Origin of the sequence: Aeoliella fuhlenseeensis (genome assembly GCF_052161615.1) — a bacterium.
Classification (GTDB): Bacteria; Planctomycetota; Planctomycetia; order Pirellulales; family Lacipirellulaceae; genus Aeoliella.
In genome coordinates this window covers 425,399-451,474 of the sequence record NZ_CP197417.1, presented here as the reverse complement: position 1 = coordinate 451,474, position 26,076 = coordinate 425,399, and the positions used below count along the sequence as shown (strand labels likewise).

General features: G+C 59.8%; 21 protein-coding genes and 1 pseudogene. 9 read left to right on the top strand and 13 right to left on the bottom strand.

What is annotated here, in order from left to right:
- Positions 1 to 20: 20 nt before the first annotated feature.
- The 3 genes from SH292x_RS01795 to SH292x_RS01785 form a co-directional block, all read right to left on the bottom strand.
- Entirely contained in the window at positions 21 to 1,979 is a 1,959-nt protein-coding gene (locus SH292x_RS01795) for a peptide-binding protein (RefSeq protein ID WP_442483864.1), read from the bottom strand.
- A 271-nt stretch (positions 1,980 to 2,250) separates the two neighbouring features.
- Entirely contained in the window at positions 2,251 to 2,775 is a 525-nt protein-coding gene (locus SH292x_RS01790) for a hypothetical protein (RefSeq protein WP_442483863.1), read from the bottom strand.
- Positions 2,772 to 3,251 carry a hypothetical protein gene (locus SH292x_RS01785; protein WP_442483862.1) on the bottom strand — a complete coding sequence of 160 codons (480 nt, stop codon included), beginning with the start codon at positions 3,249 to 3,251 and terminating at the stop codon, positions 2,772 to 2,774. Before SH292x_RS01785 ends, SH292x_RS01790 begins: the two co-directional genes overlap by 4 nt.
- 187 nt (positions 3,252 to 3,438) lie before the next feature.
- Between SH292x_RS01785 and SH292x_RS01780 the strand changes: the two genes are divergently transcribed.
- Positions 3,439 to 3,876, top strand: coding sequence for a flagellar basal body-associated FliL family protein (locus SH292x_RS01780; protein WP_442483861.1), 438 nt, complete (start codon positions 3,439 to 3,441; stop codon positions 3,874 to 3,876).
- A gap of 5 nt (positions 3,877 to 3,881) precedes the next feature.
- Here SH292x_RS01780 and SH292x_RS01775 read toward each other — a convergent pair whose 3' ends face one another.
- Together SH292x_RS01775 and SH292x_RS01770 are read right to left on the bottom strand one after the other, a co-directional pair.
- Positions 3,882 to 4,388 carry a hypothetical protein gene (locus SH292x_RS01775; RefSeq protein ID WP_442483860.1) on the bottom strand — a complete coding sequence of 169 codons (507 nt, stop codon included), beginning with the start codon at positions 4,386 to 4,388 and terminating at the stop codon, positions 3,882 to 3,884.
- 265 nt (positions 4,389 to 4,653) lie between these two features.
- Entirely contained in the window at positions 4,654 to 5,868 is a 1,215-nt protein-coding gene (locus tag SH292x_RS01770; RefSeq protein ID WP_442483859.1) for a hypothetical protein, read from the bottom strand.
- Between the two features lie 324 nt (positions 5,869 to 6,192).
- Here SH292x_RS01770 and SH292x_RS01765 point away from each other — a divergent pair, with 324 nt between their 5' ends.
- Both SH292x_RS01765 and SH292x_RS01760 read left to right on the top strand, forming a co-directional pair.
- Positions 6,193 to 7,524, top strand: coding sequence for a Gfo/Idh/MocA family oxidoreductase (locus SH292x_RS01765; protein WP_442483858.1), 1,332 nt, complete (start codon positions 6,193 to 6,195; stop codon positions 7,522 to 7,524).
- A 249-nt stretch (positions 7,525 to 7,773) separates the two neighbouring features.
- Entirely contained in the window at positions 7,774 to 8,904 is a 1,131-nt protein-coding gene (locus SH292x_RS01760) for a hypothetical protein (protein ID WP_442483857.1), read from the top strand.
- Positions 8,905 to 8,995: 91 nt separating this feature from the next.
- Here SH292x_RS01760 and SH292x_RS01755 read toward each other — a convergent pair whose 3' ends face one another.
- The 3 genes from SH292x_RS01755 to SH292x_RS01745 form a co-directional block, all read right to left on the bottom strand.
- On the bottom strand, positions 8,996 to 10,678 hold the full coding sequence (locus tag SH292x_RS01755) for a hypothetical protein (protein WP_442483856.1): 1,683 nt from the start codon (positions 10,676 to 10,678) through the stop codon (positions 8,996 to 8,998).
- A 73-nt stretch (positions 10,679 to 10,751) separates the two neighbouring features.
- Positions 10,752 to 11,387 (bottom strand): RNA polymerase sigma factor, encoded by a 636-nt coding sequence (locus tag SH292x_RS01750; protein WP_442483855.1) that lies wholly within the window; start codon positions 11,385 to 11,387, stop codon positions 10,752 to 10,754.
- A gap of 207 nt (positions 11,388 to 11,594) precedes the next feature.
- Positions 11,595 to 12,344 (bottom strand): sugar phosphate isomerase/epimerase family protein, encoded by a 750-nt coding sequence (locus SH292x_RS01745; protein ID WP_442483854.1) that lies wholly within the window; start codon positions 12,342 to 12,344, stop codon positions 11,595 to 11,597.
- Positions 12,345 to 12,580: 236 nt separating this feature from the next.
- Between SH292x_RS01745 and sppA the strand changes: the two genes are divergently transcribed.
- Positions 12,581 to 13,648 carry a signal peptide peptidase SppA gene (gene sppA / locus SH292x_RS01740; protein WP_442483853.1) on the top strand — a complete coding sequence of 356 codons (1,068 nt, stop codon included), beginning with the start codon at positions 12,581 to 12,583 and terminating at the stop codon, positions 13,646 to 13,648.
- 242 nt (positions 13,649 to 13,890) lie between these two features.
- Positions 13,891 to 14,940, top strand: coding sequence for a 23S rRNA (adenine(2503)-C(2))-methyltransferase RlmN (gene rlmN / locus SH292x_RS01735; protein WP_442483852.1), 1,050 nt, complete (start codon positions 13,891 to 13,893; stop codon positions 14,938 to 14,940).
- A gap of 147 nt (positions 14,941 to 15,087) precedes the next feature.
- Here rlmN and SH292x_RS01730 read toward each other — a convergent pair whose 3' ends face one another.
- From SH292x_RS01730 to folK, 4 genes are all read right to left on the bottom strand, one after another.
- On the bottom strand, positions 15,088 to 16,095 hold the full coding sequence (locus SH292x_RS01730; protein WP_442483851.1) for a S1C family serine protease: 1,008 nt from the start codon (positions 16,093 to 16,095) through the stop codon (positions 15,088 to 15,090).
- Between the two features lie 271 nt (positions 16,096 to 16,366).
- Complete coding sequence (locus SH292x_RS01725) at positions 16,367 to 17,650, bottom strand: prolipoprotein diacylglyceryl transferase family protein (RefSeq protein ID WP_442483850.1); 1,284 nt, start codon at positions 17,648 to 17,650, stop codon at positions 16,367 to 16,369.
- Positions 17,651 to 17,779: 129 nt separating this feature from the next.
- Positions 17,780 to 18,640, bottom strand: a complete 861-nt coding sequence (panC, locus tag SH292x_RS01720; protein WP_442483849.1) for a pantoate--beta-alanine ligase — start codon at positions 18,638 to 18,640, stop codon at positions 17,780 to 17,782.
- Between the two features lie 48 nt (positions 18,641 to 18,688).
- Positions 18,689 to 19,465, bottom strand: coding sequence for a 2-amino-4-hydroxy-6-hydroxymethyldihydropteridine diphosphokinase (gene folK / locus SH292x_RS01715; RefSeq protein WP_442483848.1), 777 nt, complete (start codon positions 19,463 to 19,465; stop codon positions 18,689 to 18,691).
- An 829-nt stretch (positions 19,466 to 20,294) separates the two neighbouring features.
- Between folK and hemE the strand changes: the two genes are divergently transcribed.
- Both hemE and SH292x_RS01705 read left to right on the top strand, forming a co-directional pair.
- A complete protein-coding gene (gene hemE, locus SH292x_RS01710; RefSeq protein WP_442483847.1) occupies positions 20,295 to 22,217 on the top strand; it encodes a uroporphyrinogen decarboxylase in 1,923 nt (640 codons plus the stop codon).
- Positions 22,218 to 22,267: 50 nt separating this feature from the next.
- Positions 22,268 to 22,618: a hypothetical protein gene (locus SH292x_RS01705; RefSeq protein WP_442483846.1), complete on the top strand. Its 351-nt coding sequence runs from the start codon at positions 22,268 to 22,270 to the stop codon at positions 22,616 to 22,618.
- Positions 22,619 to 22,907: 289 nt separating this feature from the next.
- Here the strand turns inward: SH292x_RS01705 and SH292x_RS01700 are convergent, their stop codons facing one another.
- Positions 22,908 to 23,924: a hypothetical protein gene (locus SH292x_RS01700; RefSeq protein ID WP_442483845.1), complete on the bottom strand. Its 1,017-nt coding sequence runs from the start codon at positions 23,922 to 23,924 to the stop codon at positions 22,908 to 22,910.
- 169 nt (positions 23,925 to 24,093) lie between these two features.
- Here SH292x_RS01700 and SH292x_RS01695 point away from each other — a divergent pair.
- Together SH292x_RS01695 and SH292x_RS01690 are read left to right on the top strand one after the other, a co-directional pair.
- Positions 24,094 to 24,198: pseudogene (locus SH292x_RS01695) on the top strand (uroporphyrinogen decarboxylase family protein); the annotation flags it as partial.
- A 99-nt stretch (positions 24,199 to 24,297) separates the two neighbouring features.
- Positions 24,298 to 26,034, top strand: a complete 1,737-nt coding sequence (locus SH292x_RS01690; protein ID WP_442483844.1) for a leucine-rich repeat domain-containing protein — start codon at positions 24,298 to 24,300, stop codon at positions 26,032 to 26,034.
- Positions 26,035 to 26,076: the final 42 nt, after the last annotated feature.

Sequence of the window (26,076 nt, the reverse complement as noted above, 5' to 3'; positions counted from 1 at the left end):
GGTGGCCAGGGCGCGGTGGCTTACTTGGTCTTCCAGATGCCGTTGATGCCAGGGCTCACGCCGTAGGGATCACGCGGGCTGAAGTTGAACCCGCGAATATCCTTGTTGAGTCCGAACAACGTGGGACGATAGAACAGCCACATGTAAGCTTGCTCGTCCCACAGGATGTCGTGGATCTCGGCGTAGTACTCGGCCCGCTTGGCGCGGTCGAACTCGCGCTGCGCGAGTTCAAAGAGTTCGTCCACGCGTGCGTTGGAATAGCCGCCGTAGTTCCGCCCGCCGCCGGTTTTGAACACGTTGTCGAGCGTCGATGGATCGGTACCAGTGGTCCAGCCACCGATCATCGCGTCGAATTGGTGCTTTAGCGACTTGTCCTGCAACACCGTGAACTCGGTCGGCTTCACTTCGACGCCGATCCCGATTTGTTCGAGGTCGGTCTTCATCTGTGTACAACACTTGATCGATAGTGGTGTCTCGGAACTAAGTAGGGTAAAGCGGAATGGCACGAGCTGCCCCCCGATTTCTTTGTCGCGGATGCCATCACCATCGCTATCTTCCCAACCAGCTTCGTCCAGCAAATCTTCGGCCGCATCCAGGTCACGCTGATAGGCCTGCGGCTTCTTCGAAGCCATCCAGCCATTCGGGTGGAATGGCCCTCTTCCGGGGGCCGCGAGGCCATACAAGATGCTGTCGAGCATCTCTTGATGATTAAAAGCGAGTGCCAAGGCACGTCGGACTTTGGGATCGGTGAAGTACGGACGCTCAATGTTCCAGATAACATGAAACTCCGACCATTCCAGCCCGCGGACCTTCGTATTCTTGTCGTAGAAGTCCTTGGAATCGGTTTGTGTTAACCATTGCTCAGCGGTGATTCGAGTATCGTCGACCTCCCCCGACTTGAGTGCGAGCAGCGCTGTATTCGGATCGGCGATCACCTCGCAGCGGATCTCTTTAAAGTAAGGACGGGGACGAATCGCCTTACCGTCTTTCTGCCACCAACTGTCGCGGCGCGAAAGGACGATATTCTGGCCACGTGCCCGCGATTTGTATTCGTACGGCCCGCTAGTCAGAGGCTTATTGAGGAACTTCAAGTGATAGTCGCTATTCTCGAGGGTAGGATCCTCGTCGACGCTTCCTTCGTAGATGTGCTTGGGAATTATCGGAAACTGAAGGTTCTCAGTCGACGACGCCATGGCCTCTTTGTGGAAGATCACCAAGGTGTAGTCGTCGTAGGCCTCGACCCATTTCAAATTCTGGGTACCAGAGCGCACCGCCGGAATGGTGACGCGAGGGTTCATGATGGTCTGAAAGGAGAACACAAAATCGTGCGCCGTGATCGGCTTGCCATCGGACCAGGTCAGATCGTCGCGCAGGACGAATTTGTCCATCATGTGGTCTTCGCTGGATTGCCACGACTTGACGGCCCACGCCTGAGCGAAGGGCGTGAACTCGGCGTCGTACCCGATAAGCTGCAGGCCGGTGAGCTCTAAGAGCTCCATCTCGTAGGCGGAGCTGATCATCACCGGATTGAGGCTTTTCAGGTCGGCCGGGAGATGGTGTACCCAGGTGGCGTCCCAATCGACATCGTCACTTGCTGGATCGTCGCTCTTGGGGAGTTGGCGGACGACGCTGTAGATCTTCTCGTTCGCTTCGTCCGAGTCGTTCTTCATCGCCATCGCTTCTTCGGCCGACACCATGGGGGGATGGTTCTTCAGCACCTCGCGGAGCAGATCGCGACCTTCGGCCACTTTGCGATCTTGCCAGTTCGCGGCGGCGTCGATCTCTTCGAGCGTCGGAGGGTCGTAGGGCTCGAGCGGAGCAAAGAGTTCGTCGTTGTCGGTTTCGGATTTCGGCTTGGCGGCGCTGGTCTTGGTGTCCGCGTCGCCCGTCTCGACGATCGTTTCCTCGACGACGACTTCCGCGTCGTCAACGTCGTCCGAGGCTGCTGGCTCGCTCGAACCGCTGGGCTCGGTCTTCATGCACCCTGGCATCGTAACAAGGAGTGTCGCAACGAGACACGCGTACCAGGGGAAGCGAGAGAAAGCCAATCGGGCGAGGTGCATCATCGTCACTTCCGCGATTCGAGAGAGGGGGGCCAAGGTTCCGCGGCCAAGGAAGGCCGTATGCGCAAGGGACGCCGCCTAGACCACCGAAGCAATCGCTTCACGGCGTCAGATGCCGCATGTTCCGCCGTCCCAAGCTTTTATGCTAACAGGCGAGACAAACCCGGGTCAATGCGCCCGCCGCTAGCTACTCGACTATGTAACTAAAGTCGGTGATGAATACTTCCTTAATCGGAAGCTCGGGAACCGCGCGACGAAGCCTTAGGTAGATGCGGCGGCGGAAGGCGTGGAGCGTGGGGTCGTCAAAGTCGCTGGGGTGCACCAGCCGCGCAGAGGTGATCACTTGGTTACGAACGCGGTGCTGGCGCGGCATCCACTGGTCTGCAAACCCAGCGACCTTCTCCTCATCGACTTCTACCCAGATGACGAAATGCAGCGTCGCCTTCTCGCGCTCGACGGGCCGAAACACCTTGAGCGTGAACTCGCCGAGCTTGAAGGCGTTGCCCTGCTGCTCGACTGCGGGAGCTTCTTCGGCAGCACCATGGCCACCACCGTGACCACCCGATTCTTTTGGTTTCGCGGGTGCGGCATGCCCACCCCCACCACTCGCCAGGGTGAGCGTCGGAAGTCCGAACATCGCAACCGCCACCAACGCCACGAATAGTCCGTGGCACGATGGGCGTCGCGCGGATGCTTGTTGGCAGTCGATCACAGTCGTCGCACCTGTGGGTCTTCGATATGGAGGCGTTCGATCCGGGCGTTGCCGATAAACGGCTTGAGCGAATCGGAAAGTTCGGTCTTGAGCGTCGACAACTCGGGGTCCAGCAATTCTTCGGCCGACGCGTGCCGGCATACGTGAATTACCCGATCGCGAAGGCGACCCTCTAGCCGCTCGAAATTGCTAATCATCGTCGCCTGGTGCTGAGGCAAGACGGCTGCGTGCAGGCGAAACTCGATCTGCACCTGTGTGGCTGAGCTGGGGCTCGACTCCGCCGTGGGCTCCACGGGCACCGGGATGTGGTATTCGCCCAGGTCGACGGTCACCAGTTCGGCAATCGTCGGCAGACGCTCAAACCGCTCGAAGGGCGAAGTCTTCTCCGAACCACATCCAACAGACAGAGCGCAGGCTGCGACCAGCAACGCGCCACGCAGGGCAAGAATTCTCGGAATGGAGACGTACGGCTTCATCCTCAAGGATAGGCCGCAGGGACGATAAAGCCACGAGATTGCAATGCCGAGCGGGACGACTAGGAGGATTATAACGCCTTCGGCGAGCGCGGAATCGGCTGCGTCGACCGTCGCAACCCCACGTGAGCTTCGGACTGAGCAAGACTTGAATTGAATGCTGAAACCAGACGCTCGGCGCTGCGCTGCTATGAATCGTTACCTTCTTCAAACCATGACGCTCGTGTTCGCGCTCGGTGCGACGATGGGTTGCTACGACAACGACAAGCTACTCGACGCGGCGCACAACCGGGCGATTCGGACGCGGCTCGAAGAAGTGAAACTCGGCCAATTTCGCACTACCCTGCCCCGCACCGAGCTCGACCCCACGCCCATCGAGATCGAAGCCGAGCTGTTTGGCACCACGGTGAGGCACAAAGTGCCGAAGCTCGAAGAGACGCTGAAGTCGATCGACTATCGGCTGCGTCACGCCGTGATCATCGCCCTACGACAGACAACGGCCGCGGAAATCGCCGATCCAAATCTCGTTGCGTTCCGTGAGCGCCTGCTCCAAGTCGTCAACGGCACGCTCGGCGAGACGCCGGTGGAATCGGTGGGGCTGCGCACGGTGCGGTTCATTCCGCTCTAGACGTTCTACTTGGCGAAGAACCCTTGCGATGGGGTGTCGCTGGCACCGACCTCAACGGCCGATTCGCCCGCGAGCCAGCTCGACGCCGTGCTAGTGACACGCGATAGCCAACCAGCGGGCTGTGCTTTAACGCCCTCGACCGTGACCCTCGCATGGGGAGCGGCTCCGAGTTTGAGCGTGCCCCCATCGAACCGCTGGCGGCCGAGCTGCCGATGGGTGTAGTCGACGAGCTCGCGCTCGGTGACGCCGGGAAGCTGCGAAAAATGCTCGGCACTTTCCAGCACCGCGGCCAGACGATGTTCGGCGCGTACCACCAACACCACGTGCAAAAGCAGCACGCCCCACGCCGAAATAGCGAGCGTCGCCCCCGCCGCCTGCAGCACCCACAGCACCCCGCGGGGTGCCGACTCAGTGGTCTGCGGCGAGTCGTAAGGCGAGGGTTCGGCGACGAGTGCAAAGGGCGTATCCATGCCCTTCAGACTAATCACGCCGCGCGGTCGGGCGGAATTCATTCCGCTGGGAATTTGCTCGGCCCCTGGAACTTCGCAGGCCGATTGGCGCGGCTGGCGCGATTACGCCCGCAGCACTTGTGGGAGGGCTCTCCTGAGCCCGATTTGCAGGCTGCACATTGTTGAAGGGTCATCGGCCTCGGAGAGGCCTCCCACAGAAGCAGCAAGCCTCGCGTCCAGCGAGCCGGGCCGTCCCCGGCCGCGGACGGACTCCAGAGCGATCGCTAACTTAGCGGGCAGGTAACGGAATAAATTCCGCCGTACGGACCTACTCGTCCCACTCGACGACCACCCCGGGCAGCATCTTGTGGATCGCTTCGACACCCGCTTCGGTGATCAGCGTCAGCCGCGCGGTAATGCGATCGAGCGTCTTGATTTTGCCGAGTTCCGCAAGACCTTCGTCGCCGACGTCGGTCCCTTCGATCGACAAAGTGGTCAAGGCCGGCAGCGATGAGAGGATGGCCATGCCCTCGTCGTCGACGGTGGAGTTATCGAGGTTCAGGTACAGCAAGCCGAGCTTGTTGATGTGCTGCAGGCCTTCGTTGGTCACCATGGTGTTCCACAAATTGAGGTACACCAGCTTGTCCTTGTCCGTGAGGTACTCTAGCCCCGCGTCGTCGACGCCGGTTTCGCTGACGTCGAGCTTGCGGAGAAGCTTGCAATTCTCGAGGTGCGGGAAGCCCGAACCGTTTACGTAGGTACCACGCAGCGTCAGGTGACGGAGCTTGGTCATGCCCGACAGGTGCTCGAGGGCGTCGTCGGTCAGAGCGGCACGCATCAGGTCGAGATCGTCCATTTCCTTGAGGCCCGCAATCGACGCGAGGCCCGCATCGGTGATGGCCGTGTCTTGCAGCGTTAGGCCCTTGAGCTTCGGCAGCTTGGCCATTTCGGCCATGCCGGCGTCGGTGACGGACGAGCTACGAATCTTCACCGCGGCAAGCGTCGGAATCTGGGCGATGCTCTTCATCCCCTCGTCGGTGATGGTGCAGCCGCGCAGGTCGAGCAGTCGCAGCTTCGGCGCGCCCACCAGATGAGCCACGCCCTCGTCGTTCACGCGATTAAACAGCAAGAACAAGTACGTCAGGTTCGGCAGTTCGGCGAGGTGCTTCACGCCGTCGTTGGTCATCTGCGTGGTTCGTTCGAGATTCAGCGACGAGAGCTTCGGTAGCTTCCTGAGCTTCGCGAGGCCCGCATCGGTGATGCTGGTGTTGCGGAGCGACAGGTCAGAGAGGTTCTCGAACTTGACGATGGTGTCGAGCGCGGCATCGGTGATGTTGGCGCCCCAGAGAGAGAGCTTGGTGAGCTTCTTGGCTCCCAAAAGTGGCTCCAGCTGGTCGTCGCTCACCGGGCGTTCGTCCAGGTTAATGGCGGTCACCTCGCCTGCGGGGTTCACCGTAACCAGGGCGAGCAGCTTCTTGGCGTGGGCAACCGCAGCGTCGTCGGTCGCCGTGGTGCTTTGGGCCAGGGAGCAGGTGGTCCCCAAGGCAAAAGTCAGGGAGAAAACAGCCAGAAGTCGGGAAAATGAGCGCATCTTAAACACCACGAGCTGGGAAGTTGGACTATGGACTTTAGAAACAAGTCGCGGGGGGACCTACCTTTATACCGCGAAACGCCCCGATGGGCGAGAAATTCTCAATTAAGGATTTCCGGCGAGTTTCAGGTGCCCGACGTTTTGAATCCGCCGCAACATTTGGGTAAGATATCTTTGGCGACCTCGCTGGTCGGCCAAGGCACGCCCGTCGATTCTGCCCCTCGGTAGGCTGCACCCGCTTCGTGTTTTTTCACAATCTTGAGGAGTTGAGAGACGATGCCGAATCATCAAAATCGACGCGACTTCCTGCAGTCCACCGCTGCAGTGGGCGCAGGCTTTTGGGTGCTGGGAGGGGTAGCTTCAGCCCAGAGCAAATCGCCCAATGAGAAACTTCAGATCGGATGCGTGGGCGTAGGTGGCAAGGGCGACTCGGACGTGACCAACGCCAGCCGCTTTGGCAAGATCGCCGCGCTATGCGATATCGACGACAAGACCTTGGCCGGCAAAGAGTCGGTCATGAAGTCGGGCGCCACGTTTAACGACTACCGTGAAATGTTCGACAAGATGGGCGACAAGCTCGACGTCGTTGTCGTCAGCACGCCTGACCACATGCACGCCGTGGTTGCCGCTGCTGCCATGAAGTCGGGCAAGCACGTGTATTGCCAGAAGCCAATGACTCGCACCATTTGGGAAGCACGACGCCTTGGCGAAATCGCCAAGGAGAACAACGTGGTTACCCAGATGGGCAATCAGTACACGGCCCACAACCCGATGCGCGAAGCAGCCCATCAGGTCAAAGCTGGTAACATTGGCAACGTCAGCGAAGTCCATGTTTGGACCAATCGCCCCGTGTGGCCGCAAGGTGGCCCTCGCCCCAGCGGTCAGCCCGCTCCTGAGAACGTGCATTGGGATCTCTGGCTCGGCGTCGCGCCGAAGCGTGAGTTCGCTCCCGGTGCGTATCATGCGTTTGCATGGCGTGGCTGGTGGGACTTCGGCACCGGTGCTCTAGGCGACATGGCTTGCCATACCTGCAACCTGCCGTTCATGGGTCTTAACATGCGTGACCCTGTTTCGGTTTCGGCCGAGACCTCGGGCCACAACGGCGATAGCTACCCCGAGTGGTCGACCATCAAGTACGAGTTCCCAAAGCTGGGCGACCGCGAGGCGTTCACGCTGTACTGGTACGACGGCGGCAAGAAGCCCGACAACAGCATGTTCAGCGAAGTGACGATGAAGAACAGCGATGGCAGCCCCGCCCCCAGCCAATCGGGCGTCATGCTCATCGGCGACAAGGGCAAGCTGTACGCCGCTGGCGACTACGCCGAACAAGGTATCGAGTTCATTGGCGTTGAGCCGATGAAGGTCGAATACCCCCGTTCGCGTGGCCACGAGCGTGAATTCTACGATGCGATTAAGGATCGCTCGAAGACCCCCATGTCGAACTTCGTCGACTACGCCGGTCCGCTGACCGAAACCATCCTGCTCGGCAACCTGGCCGTCTGGAGTGGTGAGCCGGTGAAGTGGGATGCCAAGACGATGACTCCGGGCAACCCCAAGTTGATGTCGATCGTCAAGCCCGAATACCAAAACGGCTACGAGATGATCTAAGCTCTCCCCGAGCTTATTCGAAGTGCAACACGAAACCCGGCTTCTCGCCCAGCGAGAAGCCGGGTTTTTTCGTTGTAGAGGGAGAGGAGAGAACCTGTGGGAGGGCTCTCTGAGCCCGATGCCTAAGGGTCAGCTCCGCAGTAGAATCCACATCGGGCTCGGGAGAGCCCTTCTACAAAGCAATCCACAAAAATTGTGGCCGCGCGGTACAATGGAAGTATGAACCTCGAAACGCTCTCCAACTCGTCCATGAGTACCGACGAACTCTTCAGCCGGCTCGCCCACGAACTCGCCGCCGCGGGTCGGTGGCACGAACTCTTCGAAGCGAGACTCGTCGAGGCCCGGTCGCGGCTCGGGCTTTCGCTCACCGATTCGCCTTCGCTCGACGACCTGCCCGAGCCTGCGCGGACAACGCTTGAGAACGACTACACCGCCGCGTGTCGCGAAGTGGGTGGGCTGTTGCTCGATGCGGGAAGACTCCGCGAAGCATGGCGTTACCTGCGACCCGCGGGTGAGAAGCGAATGATGCGGGCGGCGCTCGCCCGGTCGGTCCCCACGACGGAAAACATTGAACCCTTGATCGAACTCGCCTTGTACGAAGGGGTCGATGTCGAGCGGGGTTACGGCTGGATGCTCGGGCACCTTGGCACTTGCAACGCGATCACCACGCTCGAAGGGCTCGCCCATCAGTTGTCGCACGAAGACCTCGCCGCGTGCGCGACGGTGCTCGTAAGGCATGTCGATCGCGAACTACGTGAAAACCTCCGCAACCACATCGGACGCCAAGAGCCAACGAAGCCCGCTGCCCGCGCGACGGTCACGGAGCTGATGGAAGGTCGCGACTGGTTGTTCGAGGTCCAAGCTTCGCACGTGGACGCATCGCACCTAGCGGCCACGGTTCGATTCGCGCGAGTGCTTACCGTTCCGCCACTCGTGGAACTTGCCTTGGGTCTCGCGGAATACGGGGCCAGGCTCGACACGACTTTGCAGTACGCCGGCGAGGCTCCCTTCGAGGACCTCTACGAATCGCACCGCCATTTCTTCCTAGCCACGCTGGGTCGCGAAGTACCGGCGGCGCTCGACTACTTCCGCGCCCGCGCGGACGAGTCGGACCTCGCCAGCGATGGGACCGCGCCACTCGAAACGCTGCTGGTCCTGCTCGAACGCACGGGGCACGCCCAGGAAGCGATGGAAATCTTCGCGCGTGAAATACCCGCCGACGCCCAGCTTTCGCCCTTCGCACCCCGGCTGCTAGATCTAGCCGCAAAGAGTGGCGACTGGGAACGCTACGAAACCATTCTCACCGACCGCGACGATCCTGTCGGCCTGGCGATCGGCGTGGTGCATCGCCAGCAGTTGGGTGCCGCGGAGCGACACTAGTAAGGCGAGCCGGGAGCGTTAGCGACCGGAGTTGGAAAACGCCATCGTACGAAACCTCCGGGCGCCCACGCTTCCGGCTCGCCAGTTCGGTTCACCCTTCGGGCCGAAGTGGTGGGGGTGGAGGGCCTTCGCCGAAGGAGGGTGGGCCTTCACCAAAGGGGGGTCGCTCGCCAAATGGCGGGCCGCCACGCTCGCCTGGGGGACCGCCGGGACCACGCTCTCGGGGCCCGCGATCGTCGTCTCCTCGGCCTCCTGGCCCTCGATCACCTGGGCCACGCTCGCCATCGCGTCGACCGTCTCCTCGACCTTCTGGCCCACGTCCATCGCGGCCACGGTCCCAGCCGCCGCGTCGGCCGCCACCGAAGGGTCCGCCGCGTAGTTCGGACCAGAATTGATCGTCGTCAGCGAACTCGCGGGCGTAAAGCACTTCGAGTTCCTTGAGCATCTGCTCCAGCGGCTTGGCCAGTAACTCCTGCCGCTCGGCTTCCGTGAGTTTGTCACTGAAGAAATACTCTTCGAGCGTCGCGACGTCAGGCTTGCCCTGTGGTCTCGAAGCCACGGTAAGCCACACGGCAAGTTGCCGCGTCCGCCCTAAAGGCTCTTCCGGAAGTTTGGCCAGCATGGATGGGTCGATCGCGGCGACTAGGTGCTGCTCGATCGCATCGCGATACGCGACGATAGCCGGATTCATGAATTCGGCTCGGCCACCCGACGATAGCCACATGACAAAGAGCATCGTTTGTTGCGGGCTCATCCTTCGGAGCTTTCGCAACAAGTCCGCGCGATCGGGCGAAAGTCGCTCGGGCAACTTATCCAGGGATGGCAACGACTTGACCATAGCTTGATGAAGTCGTTTCATCTCTGGATTGTTCGCCAACTCGTCCAGCGTCGATCGCAAGGCGGACGCCTCGCGGGGAGACAGGTGCCACTTGTTTCGCTTCTCGGTTTCGGCTTGGATCTCTTGCACGCGGGCAAGGCGCTCGGCGGCGGACAGCGTACGCAGTCGCGCTTGTTCGACTTCCCCCTGCTGCGACACCCACGCGTAGTAGGCGAGCAGGGTCTTCTGCAGCTCCTTGGCGTCGGGCGCGGCGGCCACGGTGCGGTGCCACTCGTTGAGCTCGTCTCGCATCTCGGGAGTGAGGCTCTCGTAGCGGCGGTGCTTGCTCGCCACGTCGGTTTGTTCGCTGGCCGGGAGCGCGGTGACGAATTCTCGCCGCTCGGTGTAACTTGCCGGCGTCACGGCGGCGAGGTCGGAGACGGGCTTCTCAATCTCCGCGCCCCACTCGCTCAGTAGCCAGTCGCCCGCCTGATCGTGCAGCAAGCGCAAGAACTCGATGTCGCGGACTTCGGAATAAGCGTCCAGCTCCAGAATCACCGGCAGATTGGTGTAGAGCTCGCGATTGGGATTAGGGGCCAACGCCGCGATGGCCGCAAAGCCAATGAGCCCTGCCGCCGTGGTGAGAGCCGCCAGCTTCAACCAACGATTACGCCGCCGTATAGGGAGCATCGCCGTCTCATGGGCCAGCTCCTTCCGTGCCTCGACGGCTGCCATCTCGATGGTGGTCCGCGTGAAGGTGTCGTCCACCGTGATGCGGGGCAGATCGTCGAGCGCGTTCCACACGCGGTCGAACTTCTGCAACTCGCTCCGGGCATGATCGTCCTGGTGCAGCCGCGACTCGACCGACTCGCTCTCACCAACGGAGAGCTCGCCATCGAGATACGCCACGAGCTCTTCGCTCAGGCGATCGTCGGATTGGGGGCCAGGAGTGGACATGGTAGACGAAATGACGAATGACGAAAGGGATTGGGGGGGGGACGGCGGGGTTAGGTTACTTACTCACTTCTTCTTAAACCTTTAGGGCTTCGCCTTGTTCTAGGTAAGGTTCTAGCACTTCGCGGAGGTTGGTTCTTGCGCGGGAAAGCAGCGACTTGATGGCCTGGGGGGTCATGTCCATGATCTCGCCGATTTCGGCGTAGCTGAGTTGTTCGAACTTCGCCAGCAGCACCGCCATGCGCTGCCGCTCGTTCAGGGTTTCGATCGCCATGCGCACGACTTCCGACATCTCGGCCTTATCGAGCTGGCGGGTCGGCATCAGGGCGCTGGCCGCCAGGGCGGTGTGTTCGATGGGGTTCGCGCCCGACGAGTCGGGAGCGGCGGTGACGTTGACTTCTTTGCGTCTGGCGAGGGTTCGCAAGGCGTTCGAGGCGACGTTGTTGGCGATCGTGAACAGCCAGGTACTAAACTTCGACGCCGGGACGTACTTCTTCCGGGCACGGTACACTCGCAGAAAAACGTCCTGGGCCAGGTCCTCGGCCATATCGCGGCGACCCACCAAATGAGCGAGCACGGCCACCAGTCGGTTCTGGTAGCGACGCATCAGTTCCTCGAACGCGTGCGCATCGTCCGCCGCCACGCGCAGCATCAGCCGCACGTCGGGGTCGGATTGGGTATAGCGGTCGATGATGGTCTGACTGACGCTCACGCACGCGCTCGCGGGTGGCTGGTGGACATCGCCCCGCGCAAACCACGCGCCGAGCTCGTAAAGTCTAGTCTATCCGGTCGCCGGCTAGCTGACCAACGCCGACGAAAGAAGAAACCCCGCCGGGGGAGCGAGGTTCTGTGGCGACGGGGGCTGTTCGCGGACCTCGTGGAGGTCCGGCTAGGGGAAAAGTCGTTTTCGCCGCTCGAATTACAGCAAGCTATCGAGCAACAGCCGCATTTTGCGCATCTCGCCGTGGTGGTCGACCCCTTCCATCGGGGTGATGAACACCGACAGGGCCCGGCTGTACTTTTCCTTGGCGAGCTGCTGCATCAGCCGGCCGTAGTCGACCTCGCCCTGGCCGACGCGGACTTGCAGTTCGGTCTTCGAGGTGTCGCGGAGGTGCGTGTGGCGGACGTACTTCATCACCTTGTCGTAGTTGCGACTCTGGTTCGGCCCGGCGATGTAGTGGCTGGGGTCAAGCGCCAGGCCGAGGCCTTTGACGTTGTCGCAGATCACCGCAGCAGTATCGGGGTCCTGGCTCATGCAGCCAATGGTGGTCTTCATGGCGACCACAGCCCCTTCGAGCGAGGCGAGCGCCACCATGTTCTTCAGGCGTTCGATCTCTTCGTTGAATGGCGTGCCAAGTTCCGAGGAGGGGACGACCAGCGTCACGACCTTAATTGCCTTGGCCAGTTTGCAGCACGCGGCGAACTGCTTGTAGTAGTCATCGCCGGTGGCTTCGATCTCGATCGACAGCGCGGCAACGTGCATCCGGTGGATGTCGCCACACACGCCGATGGCTCGCTCGAGGTCGGCCACCACCTCGCTGGGCTTCATCCAGCCGTCGGTTTCGTGCAGTGCTAGCTCGGTCGAGGTGTACTCGAGATCGACCAATTGCTGCAAAACTTCCTTGGGTCCCAGGCCGGGAAAACACTCAGTGGAAGCACAGATAAACACGATGTCAGTCCTTTGCCAGTCCGTTGTCGCCAGAAAGGGTTGCCCAAAATGGCCACCCTGCCGGCCTACTGTACCCCCCTTCGCGCGATGTTGGCAACACCCATCGCCCGCGGGGCGTGGCGCTTTGTGCCCATTCGCGCCGCGGTTTAGAATGAAGGATTGCCGCGGGGGAGTGCTAGCGGAGTAGCTTGCCGCCCCCCGTGTGTTTGTAGCCCGTCCACGCCGGAGTATTCAGGATGTCGACCGCCGATTCCTCGCCCGCCCCCACCACCATTGTGATCCAGCAGAAGGAAAGCATGTTCGGCCGGTATGGCAAGTTCCTGATCGCCGCGCTCGTGTTTGCCATCCTGGTGATCGTCGGCATGCAGGCCGCCTACCACAGCTACTTCAATACCCCCGGCGGCCCGCAGGAGCGTTACTACGCCGGCAGCAAAACGGCAACCGACAAGGTGGCGATCATCAGCGTCGCCGGGACCATCAGCGAAGCGGATACGTTCATCAAGGAGCAGATCGACCGTGTGAAGGCCGACCAGAACGTGGTGGCCGTGGTGCTGCGGATCAACTCGCCCGGCGGCACGGTAACCTACAGCGACTACTTGCACCACAAACTCCGCGAGCTGGCTACCGGCGAAAGTCGCGAGGGGGATGCCAAGGGCAAGCCGCTACCGATCGTGGTGAGCATGGGTAGCATCTGCGCCAGCGGTGGTTACTACCTGGCTTCCGCGGTCGGCGACACCGAGAACTCGATCTACGCCGAGCCGGCGACGATCACCGGCTCCATAGGCGTGATCATCCCCCACTACGACCTGTCCGGCTTGCTCAAAGATTGGAACGTGGTGGACGATTCGATCATGAGCAACCCGCTGAAGGACCTCGGCAGCCTTACCAAACCAATGACCGAGGAAGAGCGCCACATCCTTCAAACTTTGGTCGACGAGATGCTGACCAGTTTTAAGGACAAGATCAAAGAAGGCCGGCCGATGTATAAGGATAACCCCGAGGACCTCGACGCCATCGCCACCGGCCAAATCTTTACCGCCGACCAAGCGAAGGCGCTCAAGCTGATCGACGAGATCGGCTACCTCGAAGACGCCCTGGCCCGCGCCGCAGAACTAGCCGGCAAAGACAGCACGCTCGAAGACGTTCGCTGTGTAGAATACAACAAGCCACCGGGTGCGTTCGACGCCATCCTCGGCTCGGCCAAGGCACCGGCAACGAAGCTTGACCTCAATACCTTGGGCGAAGTCGCCTCGCCCAAAGCCTACTACTTGCACGGCTGGGTGCCGGGGGTGTTGGGTAATTAATGAGCCACGGATTTATACGGATGAAACACGGATTCTGAACAGGAGACAACAGAGGGAACGGAGAAGTTATGAGGTGAGGTGCATCTGGGCATTCTGCATCGCAAAACTACATCCAACCTATTTACCTGTCTCTGTTCTCTCCGTTTCCTCCTGTTACTTCCGACATTAGCGACTAGGATACTCCTATCAACTGCGGATCTATCCGTGTTTCATCCGTGTAAATCCGTCGCTAACTAGCCCACATGCAACTTCCCCACCTACTCAACGACATCGACGGCCAGCTCGCTGAGTGGGCCGCTGCGCGGAAGTTGCCGAAGTTTCGCGTCAAGCAGATTCGCCGGTGGCTGTTCGAAGGGCGTGCCGGTGAGTTCGCGGCGATGAGCGACTTGCCACAGAAACTTCGTGAGGAGCTTGCCGAGTCGTTCACGCTTTGGACCAGCACCATCACGCGTCACACGACGGCCGACGATGGCACCGAGAAGCTACTGCTCACGCTCGACGGCGGTGGGCAGATCGAGTGCGTGCTGCTCCGCGACAAGGTCCGCCGGACGCTGTGTATCAGCACGCAGGTCGGTTGCGGCATGGGTTGCGTCTTTTGCGCGAGCGGGCTCGATGGCGTGGATCGCAATCTGACGAGTGGCGAAATCCTGGAGCAAGTGCTGCTGCTTCAACGCCTACTCGATCCGCAGGAACGCCTGAGCCACATCGTGGTGATGGGCATGGGCGAACCGCTTGCCAACCTCGCCGCGCTGCTACCAACGCTCGATCAAATCGCCCGTGAGGATGGCCTCGGCATCAGCCATCGCCGAATCACGATCTCGACGGTAGGCCTCCCCAAGCAGATTCGCAAACTGGCCGAGCTCGACACGCGGTATCGCCTCGCCATTTCGCTACATGCACCCAACGACGAGCTGCGAAACCAGATCGTGCCGGTGAACTCGAAGATGCCGCTCGGCGAAATCCTCGACGCGGCCGACTACTACTTCGAGCACAGCGGTCGGCGGTTAACGTTCGAGTACGTGCTGTTGTCGAATCTCAACGATCGGCCCGACCACGCCCAGCAACTGGTGAAGCTGCTCGCGGGTCGCACGGCCCTGGTGAACGTCATCCCCTACAACCCGGTGGCCGGCTTGCCCTACGGCACGCCCTCTGTGGAAGCGCAGCAAGTGTTTCGCACGATCCTCGAAGCGGGCGGACTCGCTGTGCGTTTCCGCCACCGCAAAGGCGATAAGATCAACGCCGCGTGCGGACAGCTTAGGCGGAGTTCGAGCCTGACGCAGATTTCGGGTTAGGCGAGCCGGGAGCGTTAGCGACCGGAGTATTCACCCTTCGTTCAGTCCGGTCGCTGACGCTCCCGGCTCGCCCTTCGCGCAAGCGAAGAGCCACGATCGCCTGCCCCGCGACCGTGGCTCTTACACAACCTGTTGCGCGATCACACTCTAACGTTCGACTTCGGCCCGCGAGGCGTCGGTCTTGTCGAGCATCTGCTCCTGCATCTTCTGCATCTGCTCTTCCATTTGTTGCAGACGTTGCTGCAGGTCTTCAGGAAGCCCTGAGTTCATTTCGAACATGCCACCGCCGGGGTTGCCGTTGAGCATGCCTTCGACCATGGGACGCAGGTCTTCGGGAAGCTTCGCCAGCGATTCGGCGTCGTCAGCCGTGACTTCCCACTTCTCTTCACCACGCTGGACGGTCACCTTCGAAGTGCCATCGGCATTGCGGTGAACTTGCACCGACACGTTGCCGGGCACTTGATCAAGATTGAGGCCCGGCATGCGGAACACTTGGGCGTTGCCGTTGCCAAAACCTTGGGGCAGCTGACGCAAACGATCGAGCACTTGGGGGTCGATACCACCGAAGCCTTGTTGCGGTTCGACCACAGCACTCTCGGGACGATCGGCGGGCGTGACGGACACGGTTTGAGGCTGGCCGTGACGAATGATTTCGATGTCGAACGCCTTCATCTCGTCGCCCGCGTGCGAATCGACCACGGCTACCAAGTCGGCAAGCTCGTGCAGCGTTTTGCCGTCGGCGGACACCAAGATGTCGTGCGGCTCGAAACCGCTCTCGTCCGCGGGGCTACCCTCGAACACACCTTGAACCAACAGTCCAACGCCGTCTTCCAAATTCACGTGCGAACGAAGGGCTTCGTCCACCGGCATGGCTGCGATGCCAATGTAGTAGGGGGACACCGGCTGCGACGGCATCGCCATGCCACCCGGACCACCGGGCATCATGAACGGATGGAATTGTCCCGGCAGGCCTTGGGGGGCACCCCGTTCGGCGGGGATCACCTCGTCGCCGGCGCCTTCGGGGCCGACTTGAATCACGACACCTTCGTCCTCGGCCTTCGCGGCGTCATCCACGGCGTAGGCGTTCAACGTCAGGCCAGCGGCAACGAATCCGCCAGCCGCACAGAGGGCAACTTTGTGCCAGCGTTTTCTCATGTTCTGTACTCCAAAAGATCAATGAATCGAAACGAATCGGGAATGAATACGCACGGGCCCATCGCGCGGCGAAGAGAATTCGCCAACCTCGCAGGCCAAGTAGATTTCTCCCGCCGACATCGCCGGCCCCCAAGGGGGAAAAGGGCCGGCGGTCGGTCGAGGGGGGTGCCATCCAGCTGGTTGATCAGCTCACCGCAAATCTCTACGCACCCCCGCCAAGGCCGGTTCGGAATGCCTGGAAAACTTTGCGGGGGACTTCGTAAGGCCGCAATTAGACGGCGGCAGCCATGCCGGGGGGGTCGAACTCGCGACCCTGCGGCTGCCGATAAAGATAGGCCCACAGGGCCATCGCCGTTACAAACAGCACGATGCTAACGTTCTGCGAAATGCTCAGTCCGGTACCCATGAACGACGCCTCGTCCACGCGGATCATCTCCAGCAGGAAACGGGCGATCGGATAGAGCGTGAGCAGCATGGCAATCACCTCGCCATCGCGCCGGCGGAACGGATAGTAGGTCCACAAGAGCCATCCCAAAAGAGCCGCGTTCACGGCACCATACCACTGCGTCGGGTGCACCGGCAAACTGCGTGGCGGGAGGTTTGCTGCGGGCAGGACCACTTCGGATTTGCCTTCGAACCGAATGGGAAGCGTGTGTTCTTCGTTGAGCGTGTTGTTGAACACACTGGCCGCGTCTTCCAGACCTTTCATCGGAACACCGGCCAGATGAGTTACGACATCGCCCTCGGCTATACCTGCCTTGGCGGCTGCGCTGTTCGGCTGAACTTGGAATACCACTACCTTGCCATCGCGCTCGACGAGATGCATTCCGTAGAACTCACCCGATGCTAGCTGCGCGGCATAGGGTGGGCTGTAACGACCGGCGTCCTGCTGCGGAAACGTCACCGCCCAAGGCACGTCGGACACGCCACCAAAGCAGCAGCCATTGAGCAAGCAACCGATGCGACCAAACGCGAGACCGACAACCAGACTCGGGGCGATCATATCGGCGAGCGCCAGCATCGGCAGGCGATGTCGCCGCGCGAACCAGACGAAGGCTGCCGCGGCTCCGAACAATGCCCCATAAACCACGAGGCCACCGTTGGCGTACTTCAAGGCTTCGATGATCGCCGTGCCGAGCGGCAGCGGTGCGTAGATGGTTTCCCAGTACTCAACAACGTAGAACACACGCCCACCGACGATGCCGAGAATGAACATCCAGAATGCGAGCGAGAACAATAGCTCGGGGTTGAGCCCTGCCTGGCGAAAGCGGACGTACGCCAAGCTCATGCCACTAATCGCCGCGATCACCAGCATCACGCCGTACCCGCGAACGGGAAAGCCTTCGGGAAATACGCGAGGCAGGAAAACAATTGCCCCGGCGACCAAAGCAAACACAGGAAGGCCAGCGAGAAGTTCGTCCTTCGAGCCCGGCGGCTTCGACATCCGCACGGCCCAAATCACTCCAGTCACTACCCACACCAACAGCAGCAGCCCGAACCCAAACACGGGGACGCCGAATAGTTGGCTGGGAATGGTGAAGAGGTTACTGCACATGAGGCGAACGCATCGGAGTTGGGGCGAAGTGGGATCTGAATGACCAATGACGAATTAACAATGACCAATGAAGTCGGCTCACCTTGGTGATTGGTGATTTGCCCTTGGTCACGCCGGCGCTAGCCGCGATTACCCGATTTCGCGGTTGTCGATCAACCGCGTTTTGCCAACTCGCGCCGCAATTAACACAACCGTGGTGCTAGCAATGCTGTCGACGGGATCCATGGTGCCCGAGCGAACGAACGAAATGTAATCGAGATCGATACCGCCAGCTTGGTCTAGAACATTCATCATTGCCGCGCGGAGTCGTACGACATCGCGTTCGCCCATGTCGACCATCTGACTTGCGAGCGCAAGGCTTTGCGACAGCGCCACCGCACGCTGGCGATCGTCGGGCGAGAGGTAGGCGTTGCGCGAACTCATCGCCAGGCCATCCGCTTCGCGAACCGTTGCACACACCCGAAGCTGCGTTGGCAAATTCAGGTCGCGAATCATCTGGCCGACGACGAGCGTCTGCTGATAATCCTTCCGACCAAAGTAGGCGAAGTCGGCCGGCACCAGGTTCAATAGCTTGAGCACGACGGTTGCCACACCCGCGAAATGAGTTGGTCGCCGCTCCCCCTCCAGCGGATCGGCGACACTCCCCACGTCCACCGATGTTTCGAAACCCTTGGGGTACATCTCGTCGACGGACGGCGCGAACACCAAGTCGCATTGCCGCTCGCCCAGGAGCGCGGCATCGCGGTCGAGGTCGCGTGGGTAGCGATCGAAGTCCTCGTGCGGAGCGAACTGCGTGGGGTTCACGAACACCGTGGCGATCACCAAGTCGCACTCTTCGCGCGCGGCGTCCACCAGACTCAGGTGCCCGCGGTGCAGCGCCCCCATCGTTGGAATCACGCCGACGCGCTGGCCCGAACGCTGCGCATCGCGAACCCGTTTGCGAATCTCCTCGCCGGTGCGGACGATGGTGGGGAGAGCAACTGAAGTCATGAACGTTCGCCTGACGGTGCTACGAGTAAGGAATCGGAGTGCCCAATTCTACTCGCCCCCTGCCCCGCCACCCAGGTCGGGCCAAACGGCCACCACCGCGGCCTCGGTGTCGAACGTCACCTCGTCACGACCGGCGGCCGAGATCGCAAGCGTCGGCAGCCCTGAACGTGGGCTTTCGTCCGATGTTTGCAGCTGGATCGCGAGTCGCGGCTGGCCAGAGATCGCGTCGGTATCCACCGCAAGCAGCGTCTCTTGCTCCGACTCCAATGCAATCGACAGTTGCGCGAATCGCTCGCAAAGCCACGCAGCATGCCAATGCCGATCGACGGGCGACCCACCGTAGATCATCACGGCATCGCCGCCGTGGTGCAGGCGTTGATGAAGCTCGCCCAGCGTTATTCTGAGTTGCGGGTGCACCCAATCACTCGCAATCTCGACGGCAGGGTTGAGCACAAACGGCCGGAAACTCATCCGCGGGTGCGGCACGAGAAGTTTATCGGTGCGCAAGATTTGCTCGTCGTAGAGCAAAAGATCCACGTCGATCACCCTAGCGGCCCAGCGTTCGGATCGCTGGCGGCCCATCGCGAGCTCCAACGACTGAAGCGTGGCGAGAAGCTCGCTGGGGGAGAGTTCCGTCGCGACGATCGCCGCGGCGTTGGCAAACTCGGCTTGACCAGCCGGACCGCCAATGGGGCGCGTGGCGTGCACCGTGCTGGAACTGCCGAGCGATACGCCCGGCAACAGGTTGAGCTCGGCCAAGGCTCGCTGAATGTTCCCCTGAGCGTCGCCCAGGTTCGAACCGAGAGCCAACAGAGCTTGGGGCATGCGAGGGCCTGTGTGTGCCAACTTAGCCTCTATCGCTCCGCGATGAAGTTAGCCTACTTCGCCCTGCGATAAAAATGGGGGAGGGTGTCCTGAGCCCACGACAGCTGCCGTCTACGTCGTTCCATCGGTCGAGCTCCCCTTTTATCGAGCGACTGCGCGAACGCAGAGCAAGTCAGGAGATAATCGCGACACGCCTGAAACACACACGCTGCAAGAATCTTTCGAGCAGCGCCCACACCGTGACCAATCCCCAGCAAAATCAAAGAGTGCAGCGACACAAGCAACGCTGCACCTCCATCCAACTGCGCGCAAGCGCGGCCAGACATTGATCGTACTAAGTCCCTGAAAGCCACAACCGCTGAAGATCACACTCCAGCGGTTTATGAAGGGGAGGAAGGTCCCGCAAAAAAGTCGACGTCACTCTGCGAGCAACGGTGACCTCATCTGTAACGTGTTCCATTCGCATCGAGCGGTGAACGAAGGTCCGCGTTCAAAAGTTGTGACATCAAGTAATGACGTCCACCGCGATCGCTATTGTGCGAAGTCAACGCGAAATGTCAACAACCCACTCAATCGATTTTTGTACGCGACGCTTTCTTTCGCGAAACGTCGCTCGTTTCGTCGCACGCCCTCGTGCCTTATGAGATTTCTCGACAATTCTCGCCGGTGGAGAATTGGTCACGCGTCACCTAGAATGATGCTAGCACGCACAATCCGCGCAGAGGTGACCTTCGATTTCGGAAAACACACGACCGCGTTTTCGGTATCGTTACTAAGCTGATCGTGCAGCTTGCCCCGCTTAACAAATACTCTCGCCAACCAATCCACTATGACCGACGCCAAGCCCTCGTTTCGCGGACTGCGTGTGGCGTCGTTCGAGAGTCGCCGCAACGAAGAGATCGCACGCATGATCGAACGTACCGGCGGCGAGGCGTTCGCCAGTGCCTCGATGCGCGAGGTGCCACTTGCCGATCATCGCGCGGCGGTCGAGTTTGCCAATCGCTTGATCACCGGGCAGATCGATGTCTTCATCCTGCTCACCGGCGTTGGCACCAAGCACTTTGTCGACGCCGTCGAGCGGCACGTTGGTCGCCAGCGACTGCTCGACGCCATGGCCGACACCACCACCGTGGTCCGTGGACCAAAGCCGACCGCAGTGCTCAAAGAACTGGGCCTCACGCCAACGATCCGCGTCCCCGAGCCCAACACCTGGCGCGAACTCCTCACCACACTCGACACCGACCTCCCCGTCGCCAACCTCACCATCGGCCTGCAAGAGTACGGCACGTCGAACCCCAGCCTCATCGCGGGGCTCGAAGCGCGTGGCGCGACGGTTGATCGCTTGCAGGTTTACACGTGGGACTTTCCCGAAGACACCGCGCCGCTCGAAGCGAACATTCGTCGTTGGGCCGCCGGTGAGCTCGACGTGGCGATGTTCACTTCCGCTAATCAAGTTCGCAACGTGCTGAAGATGGCGGAGGACTTGGGATTGATCGACGAAGTTCGCGCCGCTACGCGCCAAATGATGATTGCGTCGATTGGTCCCACGTGCAGCGATGCGATGCGCGAGCTTGAACTGCCCATCGACTACGAAGCGTCGCCGCCGAAGATGGGCATCCTGGTACAACGCGTCGCGGACGCCGCCGAGGGAGTGCTCGAACGAAAACGGCGCGTGGCGCAGATATCGACCATCACCGTGCCCACCGCATCCGACGCCAAGCCGTACGATCAAAGCGCGTTCATGAAGGCGTGCCGTCGCGAGCCGACCGACTTCACGCCGGTGTGGCTCATGCGACAAGCGGGCCGGTACATGCCCGAGTACCGCGAGGTCCGCGCGAAGATGGGCTTCCTCGAACTGTGCCGCAATCCTCAACTTTGCAGCGAGGTGATGTGCACCGCGGTCGAGTACCTGGGGGTCGACGCGGCGATCATTTTCTCCGATCTCCTGCCAATCCTCGAACCGATGGGACTCGACCTCGAGTTCGCGCCGGGCGACGGGCCCGTGATTCACAATCCGGTACGCGACGCCGCGGACATCGATCGCGTGGTGGACCTCGAAAGCGCCGACGCGCTGCACTACGTCATTGAGACGGTACGACAGACCCGCGCCGACCTGCCAGATACCATTCCGCTGATTGGCTTCGCCGGCGCGCCGTTCACGCTGGCAAGTTACGCCATCGAAGGAGGCGCGAGCCGGAGCTACCTGCACACCAAGACGCTCATGTACCGCGATCGCGGAGCGTGGGACGCGCTGATGGGTCGGCTGGCGCGCTCGGTCGCCGTATACCTCAACGCCCAGATCGCCGCCGGCGCGCAAGTGGTGCAACTGTTCGACAGCTGGGTCGGCTGCCTGGGGCCGGGCGACTACAACACGTTCGTCGCGCCGCACGTGAAGCAGCTCATCGAATCGCTCACGCCCGGCGTCCCCGTCATCCACTTCGGCACCGGCAACCCCGAGCTCCTCGAATCGCAAGTCGCGGCAGGTGGTCACGTCGTCGGCGTCGACTGGCGCATCGATCTCGACACGGCCTGGAAAAGAATCGGCTACGACCGCGCCGTGCAAGGCAACCTCGAGCCGCTAGTGTTGCTCGCCGACCGCGACACCATCCGCCACCGCGTGAAGACCGTGCTCGACCAAGCCGAACGCCGCCCGGGGCATATCTTCAATCTAGGACACGGCATCCTGCAGCAGACGCCACCGGAGAACGCGCGGGCGCTGGTGGAGATGGTGCATGAGTTGAGTGGGGGGTAGATGTCGACTCACGAGAACCTGTAGAGCTTTCTTCGAGCGGAGTAACACCCATGAGTGCTGGCTTCTACGAATCGCGCAATCTCAATATTCGTTATGATCTTCCCGAAAGCATCTGGGCGCTCGTGCCTAGCGTGTTCGAGGAGATGCCGGGATGGTGTGGATACGGCGGAGGTGGCAAGGGCGAAGACGGGATTCCCTACTGGTTTTCCTTCGCTGAGTCCGAGAAGTGCATTAACGCGTCCGTAGAACCAAGCGGCCTGCAATTTAATGCATACAATATTGATGTTGAAGAATGGGAGAACTGGCTTGCAGCAATTAAGACCCTCGCGACTTCGCGTCTAGGGTTTCGTGTGGGTGAACTGGAGCTTGGCGAAGTCGGCTACGACATCGAATGGCTTTAGCGACGAGCGAACGTCTTTCATGCCGATAGAGGCTCTACCGCAGCTGTGAAGAAGTCGAGTGCCTCTGTTCTAACGCGAGCCGGGGCGCCCTCGCCCCCGGAAAGTTTGAAGTGAGCCAATGCCGAACATTTTCTCACGCAAAGACGCAGAGTCGCAAAGAGCGAATAGCGAGCGGGACTTGCGCCTGGATCATTACATGACACTGCCGAAAAAAAACGACGCACCATCGTGATCGGTAGCAATCTTATCATTGGCAGTTCGAGCACTGCTTGCCGCTTCAACGTGTTGACTAGAACACACCACCGCCGCCGAGTTCGCGCCCACCGGAACTACCAGAGCCACCACCCATACTTCCGCTGCGTTGCTTCGGCTTCGCCTTGCGCTTGGCACGATTCGCAGGCCGCGTCTTATTCTCCAGATGCTTTAAGGGCATCGCGAACCGATGCTGCTTGGCTAGCCTTAACGCCGAGAGGAGATCCTGGATCTCAACGTGCACTTGTTCTCGGTGCCTGACGATCAACAAGCTGGGCTGCATAGCAACGATGTAGCTTTCACCGCCTCCCCAGCTATCCACACCGCAGGTAGCCTCGATGATCTCCTTAAGGCGAGCAATGTCCTCGGGGTGTTGTGCCAAACCCTTCGGCTTCGAAGTTGCAGCTTCGTCATGCTTTACTTCGAGAAGGTCGCCGACGGGATAGATTCCGACCAAAGGACAGTCGAAGGCTTCCTCCTCACTAACAAACACTACCGTATCGTGGGCGAGAATGTAAGTTAGATCGACCTGGAGCAGCGCGGTCTTCAATGCCGCCCCTAACGATATCTCACTTAGGTTCGCATCGAGCTTATCGTCTGGGGAAAGCCCCAAATCATCGAGCGATCGAAGGTCCAGCAGTACCTTAATCTCATACTCTTTTCTCACGAAGTCGGCCACTTCCGATAATGGCGTGTCCTTGAATTTGAAGCCTTCTTTTTTCAGTGGCTGCGCGAGTAAGCGTTGCAGCTTGCCTACCGCAGGCGATGCCCAGATCACCGGCACCTCCGGTCTATCTTCCCTTCCAGCGGCGGCGATCGCAGAAACCCCAAATCGCTCGGCAAGACTTTGACCGACTACTCTCTGGCCACCACCAACTACTAAGGAAAGGTTGCCTGGAAAAGGGCGTACTTCCGGTTCTGGCTTTTCATCCTCCGAATCGTCATCCGAATGACGGTCGAAAATTTGGTCGATAATCGCATCAAACCGGTTATCCTCAGCCCGCACCGAGCAATGGCTTGATACATAGCAGCCAACCAACAGCAGCAAGCTCACCCTTGCGATCTTAGAGTACGTCACTGTTAAATCTCCGCGGGGATTCACGAATCGAGTAAGTGCCGGTGCTTAAATCATAACATCGGATGTCGTCGAACCGCAGTTTCCTCTCTGAACAGCCCGAGCTTCCACATCCTATGCGCCTCGAGCCCGCGACTCTTTCGATTACCGCCCGGGGCATATCTTCAATCTAGGACATGGCATCCTGCAGCAGACACCACCGGAGAACGCGCGAGCGCTGGTGGAGATGGTGCATGAGTTGGGTGGGAAGTAGGGCGACCATCCTTTGGTTGGCCTGTTGCTGAGTTATGCAGAGCTTAGGGTCGTTATCTGCCTTCCATACATGTGACGCGTATAGCCAGTCGCTGAAGTCGTGGGTTTGCCGGAGGGCTTGGATGCCGCGACGCTTGAGCGTTGCTCAAAAATCTGCTATGCTAGTAAAGCAGTTGTCGGTAGCGATTCTTGGGGCAAAGTACCGACTCAGATTGAAAGACTACGGATGAAGAATCCGCTATTTGCGTTCTCTGCCGCACTTTTTGCAGCTACGGTCTTCGGCGACGCTTCTGCTCAGTCTTTTGTCAACGATAATGATGGTCTGCTAGATGTGGGCGAGGTGGCTGGTTTTCCGACTGCCCCAGCAGAAGCGATGGGGTCCTTAATTCTCATCCTCGATGGAATTGAGGACCTAGACGGAACACGCTTACTAACCAATTTGCAATCACTCCATTTGAGCTCCAACAAGATTTCCAGCATCGAACCTGGCGACTTCGGTGGGCTAACCGGGTTGCAATTTCTTGCTTTACACGGCAACTCCATATCGAGTATCGAGGCCGGCGATTTCAGTGGCTTGACCAACTTGCAATCCCTTAACCTCGGAAGCAATTCCATTTCCAGTATCGAGCCAGACGACTTCAGTGGGCTTACCAATCTGCAATGGCTAAGTCTGAGCAGTAATCCGATCTCTAGCATCGAGGCGGGCGACTTGGAAAGTTTGACTAACCTTCAGGCACTTTCTTTCAGCGACAATGAAGTTCTCAGTATCGGCTCCGTCAATTTGAGGGGCATGACCAACTTACAAACTCTTAACTTACAAAGTAATCGCTTCGTTAGCATCGAATCCGGCGACTTAGATTATCTCAATAACTTACAGACCCTCGACTTGAGCTTCAATTACATCGCCAGCATTGAACCTGCCGATTTTAATGGATTAGGCGGTCTGCGAATTCTTGACGTTGGCTACAACAAGATTTCTAACATCGAGTCGAACACTTTTGATAGGTTGCCGAGTCTTCAAGAACTCGACCTGCGCGGAAATCGCATCTCCGACATTGAGTCGGGTAACTTTAGCGGACTGAGCAATGTTCAGAAGCTCGACTTAAGTAGCAATGATATCACCGGCGTAGAGTCGGGTGACTTTAGCGGTCTGCTCAGTCTGCAAGAGCTCGACTTGCATGGCAACTCCATCTCCAGCATCGAGGTGGACGACTTTTCCAATCTGCCCAATTTACGATCGCTCAAGTTGTACCGGAATGCAATCACTAGCGTTGAGGCAAGCGATTTTAGTAGCCTGACCAGCCTGCATACGCTTAGGTTAGATCGCAATGCCATTGCGACCATCGAGTCACATGCGTTCTCGGGACTGCAAGAGCTGAGGTTTCTGGCATTAAGCCAAAACAGTTTCGCGGAACTAAACCTCATGGGGGCAACGTTCGATCATCTTGAAACTATCTTGATCGACTCGAACAAGATCATTTCTCTTATCTTGGATGACGCCGCGTTATCGAAGGATTCGTTCGACACTTTGGTCAATGAGAGTACTTCGATAGTTTCGTTGTCAATTGTGGGTCTAACCTTCACGGATATCAATCCAAGCAACTTGAACGTGCTGTTGAGTATACCCACACTCGACAATATCTGGGTTGACCCTTCTTTGTACTCACGTTATCCGGAAGAGTTCGATGGCTTCGACGCCATCGCGGGTAACACCGTAACCATCGTAAATGCTGTGCCCGAACCGCGCACCCTGGGTCCGATATTGGCCGCAGCAAGCCTGCTATTCCTGCGAAGTCAAATAGTTGGAGTTCGTAAAAGTTGCTCCCTGGCAGCGTGACCAAAGACTCGAAAGTCTCCCTCCTGCCGCATTCAATAGTAG

What these genes read in the sequence shown, in the direction of transcription:
- SH292x_RS01760 (WP_442483857.1), top strand. Translation starts at nt 7,774, where the DNA reads ATGAGTACCGACGAACTCTTCAGCCGGCTCGCCCACGAACTCGCCGCC.
- rlmN (WP_442483852.1), top strand. Translation starts at nt 13,891, where the DNA reads ATGCAACTTCCCCACCTACTCAACGACATCGACGGCCAGCTCGCTGAG.
- sppA (WP_442483853.1), top strand. Translation starts at nt 12,581, where the DNA reads ATGTCGACCGCCGATTCCTCGCCCGCCCCCACCACCATTGTGATCCAG.
- SH292x_RS01730 (WP_442483851.1), bottom strand. Translation starts at nt 16,095, where the DNA reads ATGAGAAAACGCTGGCACAAAGTTGCCCTCTGTGCGGCTGGCGGATTC.
- SH292x_RS01795 (WP_442483864.1), bottom strand. Translation starts at nt 1,979, where the DNA reads ATGAAGACCGAGCCCAGCGGTTCGAGCGAGCCAGCAGCCTCGGACGAC.
- SH292x_RS01725 (WP_442483850.1), bottom strand. Translation starts at nt 17,650, where the DNA reads ATGTGCAGTAACCTCTTCACCATTCCCAGCCAACTATTCGGCGTCCCC.
- SH292x_RS01785 (WP_442483862.1), bottom strand. Translation starts at nt 3,251, where the DNA reads ATGAAGCCGTACGTCTCCATTCCGAGAATTCTTGCCCTGCGTGGCGCG.
- SH292x_RS01780 (WP_442483861.1), top strand. Translation starts at nt 3,439, where the DNA reads ATGAATCGTTACCTTCTTCAAACCATGACGCTCGTGTTCGCGCTCGGT.
- SH292x_RS01765 (WP_442483858.1), top strand. Translation starts at nt 6,193, where the DNA reads ATGCCGAATCATCAAAATCGACGCGACTTCCTGCAGTCCACCGCTGCA.
- panC (WP_442483849.1), bottom strand. Translation starts at nt 18,640, where the DNA reads ATGACTTCAGTTGCTCTCCCCACCATCGTCCGCACCGGCGAGGAGATT.
- SH292x_RS01705 (WP_442483846.1), top strand. Translation starts at nt 22,268, where the DNA reads ATGAGTGCTGGCTTCTACGAATCGCGCAATCTCAATATTCGTTATGAT.
- SH292x_RS01755 (WP_442483856.1), bottom strand. Translation starts at nt 10,678, where the DNA reads ATGTCCACTCCTGGCCCCCAATCCGACGATCGCCTGAGCGAAGAGCTC.
- hemE (WP_442483847.1), top strand. Translation starts at nt 20,295, where the DNA reads ATGACCGACGCCAAGCCCTCGTTTCGCGGACTGCGTGTGGCGTCGTTC.
- folK (WP_442483848.1), bottom strand. Translation starts at nt 19,465, where the DNA reads ATGCCCCAAGCTCTGTTGGCTCTCGGTTCGAACCTGGGCGACGCTCAG.
- SH292x_RS01775 (WP_442483860.1), bottom strand. Translation starts at nt 4,388, where the DNA reads ATGAATTCCGCCCGACCGCGCGGCGTGATTAGTCTGAAGGGCATGGAT.